The sequence below is a fragment of the Halobacillus sp. BBL2006 genome, assembly GCF_000786645.1.
Taxonomy (GTDB): domain Bacteria; phylum Bacillota; class Bacilli; order Bacillales; family Halobacillaceae; genus Halobacillus.
The window spans coordinates 1-6,372 of the sequence record NZ_JRNX01000038.1 but is presented as its reverse complement, the minus strand read 5'-3'; the positions used below and the strand labels follow the sequence as shown (position 1 = coordinate 6,372).

Annotated in this window: 6 protein-coding genes and 1 pseudogene; 3 read left to right on the top strand and 4 right to left on the bottom strand. The window is 40.0% G+C overall.

From position 1 onward, the window contains the following. The 3 genes from LD39_RS01640 to cysI all read left to right on the top strand — a co-directional run. On the top strand, positions 1-577 hold a 577-nt coding region (locus LD39_RS01640), incomplete at its 5' end, for a uroporphyrinogen-III synthase (RefSeq protein WP_035542188.1). Between the two features lie 47 nt (positions 578-624). Continuing rightward, entirely contained in the window at positions 625-2,445 is a 1,821-nt protein-coding gene (locus LD39_RS01635) for an assimilatory sulfite reductase (NADPH) flavoprotein subunit (protein WP_035542185.1), read from the top strand. Between the two features lie 26 nt (positions 2,446-2,471). Next, positions 2,472-4,181 carry an assimilatory sulfite reductase (NADPH) hemoprotein subunit gene (cysI, locus tag LD39_RS01630; protein ID WP_035542183.1) on the top strand — a complete coding sequence of 570 codons (1,710 nt, stop codon included), beginning with the start codon at positions 2,472-2,474 and terminating at the stop codon, positions 4,179-4,181. A gap of 394 nt (positions 4,182-4,575) precedes the next feature. Here the strand turns inward: cysI and LD39_RS01620 are convergent, their stop codons facing one another. The 4 genes and pseudogenes from LD39_RS01620 to LD39_RS23405 all read right to left on the bottom strand — a co-directional run. Continuing rightward, positions 4,576-4,956, bottom strand: a complete 381-nt coding sequence (locus LD39_RS01620; RefSeq protein ID WP_035542179.1) for an SET domain-containing protein — start codon at positions 4,954-4,956, stop codon at positions 4,576-4,578. Positions 4,957-5,183: 227 nt separating this feature from the next. Next, the gene (locus LD39_RS01615; protein WP_035542177.1) at positions 5,184-5,516 is read right to left on the bottom strand and encodes a DUF4257 domain-containing protein; all 333 of its coding nucleotides are present in this window, start codon (positions 5,514-5,516) and stop codon (positions 5,184-5,186) included. Between the two features lie 218 nt (positions 5,517-5,734). After that, positions 5,735-6,025 (bottom strand): hypothetical protein, encoded by a 291-nt coding sequence (locus LD39_RS01610; protein ID WP_035542176.1) that lies wholly within the window; start codon positions 6,023-6,025, stop codon positions 5,735-5,737. Positions 6,026-6,188: 163 nt separating this feature from the next. Further along, positions 6,189-6,372 (bottom strand): annotated as a pseudogene (locus tag LD39_RS23405) (cytochrome P450); the annotation flags it as partial.

Sequence of the window (6,372 nt, the reverse complement as noted above, 5' to 3'; positions counted from 1 at the left end):
AGCTTCTAACATAGGATTGAAGGATCAATTTATCGTAAAGCTTATGAATGATTCTCTTGCTATACGCGGAAGTAAAACAATGGATTGGATGAAAGAGAATGAGTTAAAGCCTACTATTGTAGCGGATGATGGAACGATGGAAAGCTTGTTCAAATCCTTGCCCGCACCGGTTAGTGAAGAATCAAGCGTATTTCTGCAGGCCTATCATCAAGATGATGCTTTACTGAAAGACAAATTAAGTAAAGCAGGGTATGACGTATATTTGTCTCAACCCTACTCATTTGAGCCACCAGGTGAAAAGATTGTCTTTCAATTAAAAGAAGAGATTATTAAACAAACATTAGATGCCGTGGTTTTCACAAGCAAGACCCAGGTAAAAAATGTGTTTAATGATGACCGTCAGAAGCTAGTGGAATCATTTAATGATCAAGTTCTAGCTGTAGCTGTAGGGAAAGTAACAGCGAAAGAATTGGAGGATCAAGGGATCGAGTATGTGTTATATCCCAACCGGCCGAAAATGGGAGCAATGGTCGTGGAGATGGATCGATACTATCAGAAGTCCCTCACAATCCAATAGGAAAAAAAGTGATTAAATATGAAAGAATTTAACGGAGGTGTGGAATTTTGCAGTTAGAGGTTATGAACAGCCCTTTTAATCAAGAACAAGCTGAGCTTTTAAATCGCCTGCTGTCAACGCTGACCGACAGTCAGAAGATGTGGTTGAGCGGATATTTAGCAGCTCCTCAATCAGGTGCACCAGTGAAAGAACAGCGCACGGCTACTGAAGGAGCTTCTTACATAGAAGCCCCTGATAAAACTAGGGAGATTACCATTCTTTACGGATCTCATACTGGAAATTGTCAGGCTCTGGCGGAAGAATATTCACAAAAACTCATACAGAATAATTATAATGTCACTGTATCTTCGATGGATGATTTCAAACCAAAATCATTGAAGAAAGTAGAAGACTTACTCGTATTGACAAGTACTCACGGAGACGGTGATCCGCCGGATAATGCCATTACATTCTACGATTTTCTTCACAGTAAACGGGCACCTAAGCTGGATGGAATGCGGTTTTCAGTGCTTTCGCTAGGTGACAGCTCTTATGAGTTCTTTTGCCAGACAGGGAAAGAGATTGACAAGCGGCTAGAGGAACTAGGCGGAGAGCGAATTTACGAGCGAGTTGACTGTGATTTGGATTTTGAAGAACCTGCATCTCAGTGGTTTGAGGGTGTTCAACAAAAATTGAACGATCAGAATTCAAGTGTAGAGCCCCAAACATCTACCCTCGATCATTCGGCAGTTGACCTACCTGTCTATTCAAGAGCAAATCCTTATCACGCGGAAATATTAGAAAACATTAATCTGAATGGGAGAGGTTCGAATAAGGAAACACGCCATGTTGAGTTGGACCTTGAAGGTGCCCAACTAGCTTATGAGCCAGGAGATAGTCTAGGTATTTATCCAGAGAACGATTCGGTACTAGTCGATCAGCTGATTGAAGAAATGAATTGGAATCCTGAAGAATCAGTTTCTATTAATAAGCAGGGAGATATTCGATCACTTAGAGAAGCGCTTCTCTCTACTTATGAGATTACGAGCTTAACGAAGCCACTTCTCCAAAAGGCAGCTAAGCTTACCAAGGACGAAGCGCTTCACAAGCTGATCGAATCCGAAGATCAAAATGAGCTGAAAGAGTATATCTACGGAAGGGATCTTCTGGATTTAGTTAGAGATTATGGTCCTTGGCATGGAGAAGCTCATGAATTTTTAGGAATCCTTCGTAAAATTCCAGTCCGATTGTACTCTATTGCAAGCAGTATAAAAGCAAATCCTGAGGAAGTTCATCTCACGATCGGGGCATTAAGATATGATGCTCATGGCCGCGGCCGTACAGGTGTTTGTTCCGGTCAGTGTGCCGAACGTTCCCAACCAGGTGACCGGCTGCCGGTCTTTGTACAGAAAAATTCTAACTTTAAACTCCCTGAAAACCATGAGGCTCCCATCATCATGATCGGAGCAGGTACAGGTGTAGCTCCATACCGAGCCTTTCTCGAGGATCGAGAGGAAGAAGGAGCAGGAGGGAAATCCTGGTTGTTCTTCGGGGAACAGCATTTCGTAAGTGACTTTTTATATCAGACAGAGTGGCAGCAGTGGCTGGAAGAAGGCATACTCACGAAAATGGATGTTGCCTTTTCTCGAGATACAGATGAAAAAGTATATGTTCAACACCGGCTGCAAGAGAATAGCAAAGAATTATTTAAATGGATTACAGAAGGGGCTTATATATACGTTTGTGGTGATGAAAAGCATATGGCGAAAGATGTTCAGTCCACTATTTTACAAGTCCTCGAGCAAGAAGGAGCCATGTCGAAAGAAGAAGCAGAAGATTATCTGAATCAACTCCGTAAACAAAAACGTTATCAGCGAGACGTTTATTAAATAGCTCATATGAAAGGAGCTTTAAGATGGAAAAAAATAGATTTCCGGAACAGGCCGGACCTCCAAGTGAAATGGAAAAAATCAAAGAAGACAGTGATTATCTTCGCGGTTCTCTAGTTGAGAATTTTGCGAATCGTATTACTGCAGGAATTCCAGATGAAGAAACAAAAATCTTGAAGTTCCATGGCAGCTATATGCAGGATGACCGAGATGTAAGGATCGAACGTAAGCAAAAGAAGCTGGAACCTGCCTATCAATTTATGATTCGTGTCCGATTACCAGGTGGAGTAGCTACTCCTAATCAATGGCTAGTAATGGATGACCTCGCCAACACGCATGGAAACGGAACAATGAAATTGACGACTCGTCAGACATTCCAGTTGCACGGAATCTTGAAATGGAATATGAAAAAAACTATACAGGGAATGGATAAAGCACTGATGGATTCTATTGCAGCCTGTGGAGATGTGAACAGAAATGTAATGTGTAATTCGAATCCTTATCAGTCAAATATTCATAATCAAGTATACCTTAAGGCGCAAGAAGTTAGTGAACACTTACTTCCAAAGACAAAAGCCTATCATGAAATTTGGTTAGATGAAGAAAAGGTCTCAGACAGCCGTGAAGAGGTAGAACCGGTCTATGGTCCTCTTTACTTGCCTCGTAAATTCAAGATCGGCATGGCTGTCCCACCATCCAATGATGTTGATGTGTTTTCTCAGGATCTCGGATTCATCGCTATCCTTGAGGATGGAGAGTTAGTTGGATTTAATGTGGCTGTAGGTGGAGGAATGGGAATGACTCATGGAGACACTACCACTTACCCACAATTAGCCAGGGTCATCGGATTTTGCCCACCTGATAAAGTGAATGAGGTGGCTGAGAAAGTGGTTACCATTCAGAGGGATTACGGCAATCGCTCTGAACGCAAAAATGCCCGATTTAAATACACTGTAGATAGAAAAGGCATTGACTGGATTACTAATGAGCTTAATGAAAGGTTAGGATGGAATCTGGAAGAGGCCAGACCTTATTCTTTTGACCATAATGGTGATCGCTATGGATGGGTGAAAGGAGATAGCAAATGGCATCTTACTCTTTTCATCCAAAATGGACGAATCAAGGATGAGGAAAACCATCCGCTTATGACCGGTCTCAGGGAAATTGCTAAGGTGCATACAGGAGATTTCAGGTTGACTCCTAATCAAAACTTGATTATTGCAAACGTAGATGATGAACAAAAAGAACAGATCAACGCACTGGTTGATCAGTATGGACTTACCGATGGAAGCTATAATTCAGCATTACGCCGCAATTCAATGGCCTGTGTCGCTTTACCGACTTGTGGATTGGCGATGGCCGAATCAGAAAGATACCTTCCTTCATTGATTGATAAGGTAGAAGAAGTGCTGGATGATGCCGGGTTAAGAGATGAAGAAATCGTCATCCGTATGTCGGGCTGTCCGAATGGATGTTCCAGACCAGCGCTGAGTGAAATTGGTTTTATCGGGAAAGCGCCAGGTAAATACAATATGTATCTTGGCGGAGGCTTTAAAGGCGAACGCCTGAATAAACTGTATCGAGAAAACATTGGTGAGGAAGAGATTCTACAAGAATTAAAACCAATTTTGTTTCAGTATGCAAAAGAACGAGAAGCAAATGAACATTTTGGAGATTATGTCATTCGAGCAGGATACATCGATGCCGTAGAGTCTGGCCTGGATTTCCACAAGTAGAGTAGAGGGCGCTTTCAAAAATGGAAGCGTCTTTTTCTGTATTCTGATTGTTATTTCATGGAAAATTTGAAATGCTTAGTAACGAGAGGTGATCATAAAGGGGGCTTGAAGTTGAAGGTGACATGTTTTTTTGTAAAAAAGCATACATGATTAATCAATCGGATACTCAGTATTTTAAAATTCAAAAAAATCCGAAGGCTAGTTATGTTTGTAAAGATTGCAATCAATCTATGCAAAAAGAGGCTCAGAAAAGTACAGGATTAAATCCTGATGCCATTGATCCTTACAGCAAATTTTTATAATTTACTTGATCTTTATCTTAAATTTCAAAGGTGTATTTTTCAGACAAAAATTTATCATAAAAAAAAAGAGGGTCTTGGTGACAAGACCCTCTTTATTCGTTTTTATCAAACCACAATGGGGTGTCGTTTTCTACTTCTCCATTGTAATTGATGAAGATCTCTTCATCTTCTTCTATATCCTTATGAGCAAAGAATTCAAACGTGTGATTATCAAAATTGATTCGATAATCCGCATTCGGCTGATAGGAATGGTTGAACATCATGCCATACCCTAACAACATAGCCGTATGATTCTCACCATATTCAAACATATAATCGGCTAGTAATGTCTTTTCAATGTGGACATACTCTTCATTCGGATATGGAATGACTGGAGCTTCATGGATCAACTCATCTTTTTTGATGGGTTTGGTTGCAAACATTCCTCTATTGAATTCCTGGTCGGTAAGCGTTGAAGTTCTGATTTCAATCATGTGGGTCACCTGCACTTTCTATATAACAAATACTTTTAACTACTTTAGTCTGACAGGTGTTAGCACGAAACGCAAATTTTTCTTTCGAGACACGCAATATTAAACTAAAGAGAAAAATTTAAGAGGGAATGATATAGTGGTATTTCGAACGATTCATAACGGAGGACAGGGCATTTATTATATGTAGGGTTTACTCATGAAAAAATTAGGACTGGAGTATCCAAAGGTCAATTGAGCCTTTTATTAATACGATCCAATCCTTCAATTTTTGCCTGCTCAGTGCTCAGCTCACGTTTCAAGAGTACATTTTCTGCTGTCATTCCCGCCAGAATCGATACCCCTATAAGAGTACGTAAGACTTCAGGGTCTGGGATCAAATAGGTAACTGCGAAGATGGAAGCCGCTGAACCAATAAAGAAGTCTGCTAAAAAGCCTAAGTAGATTCCCTGTGGACGTTTTCTTACTTTGGGGAAAACCAAAACTTTGCCGTTTCTCATCAAATGGGCAAGCACTCCTGTAAAACCTCCTATTAATCCCGCAATGACCAAGGTATTTGTCATGAAACTTCCCCCTAAAAATGGGCCTGAAAAAAGCGGCCTTCAGAAATCATAGAAACATAGAAAATATGCACTAATCATCAACTGAAAGATCCGCTCTATTTGACGACCCCTATTTTTTTATAAAGGCAAGCTACTATAGTGAACAGTATAAAGATAGTATACAATTATTTTGTCAGAAAATAAAGACTTTTATGGATATTTTTTACACTTTCTGCGAATTAAGTTTTCGACATATTGGCCCGATCGATCAATTCATGCATCTGTTTTTCAAAATGAGTGACTTCTTTGGTATCATGGGCGTTCAGCATTTGTTGTTTTAAAGACTCAAATTTTTTCAATTCTTCAGCACTCATCTTACTGGATAACATCCCTTTTTCTACTTGCAGAGTGTTCAGAAACTCCTGGATGAGATCAAAATAATATCTCGTTTCATCTATTGAATTAGCTTGCCTGAATGATGACATCAACTGGTCAAATTTTTCTTTCTCTCTATCATTCATTTGAAACATTTGGACACCTCCATAATCCTTAAGATAGAGCCTATGATTTAAATACCACTTCAATGTATCTCTTACACACTTCTTTTTCCACTATTAAAGATTCTGCAAATATAAAAGCCTGTCTCCTCTTCAAATGAAGGAGGTGACAGGCTTTTATACATTATTTATTTCATCAAGCCATCGTCACTTCTAATCGCTCTAACCCTCTTAGAAGGAAAACAGGTCGCCATTGTGATGAATGATTTTCTTCAGCCAGGCGGATATTCGGAAACGTCTTTATTAACTTTTCTAATGCAATCTCACCTTCAAGTCGAGCTAGAGGGGCACCAAGACAGAAATGTATCCCGAAACCAAAA

Excerpts from the sequence above, each read along its gene's own strand:
- cysI (WP_035542183.1), top strand. The coding sequence starts at position 2,472 with ATGGAAAAAAATAGATTTCCGGAACAGGCCGGACCTCCAAGTGAAATG.
- LD39_RS01620 (WP_035542179.1), bottom strand. The coding sequence starts at position 4,956 with ATGATTGAAATCAGAACTTCAACGCTTACCGACCAGGAATTCAATAGA.
- LD39_RS01615 (WP_035542177.1), bottom strand. The coding sequence starts at position 5,516 with ATGACAAATACCTTGGTCATTGCGGGATTAATAGGAGGTTTTACAGGA.
- LD39_RS01610 (WP_035542176.1), bottom strand. The coding sequence starts at position 6,025 with ATGTTTCAAATGAATGATAGAGAGAAAGAAAAATTTGACCAGTTGATG.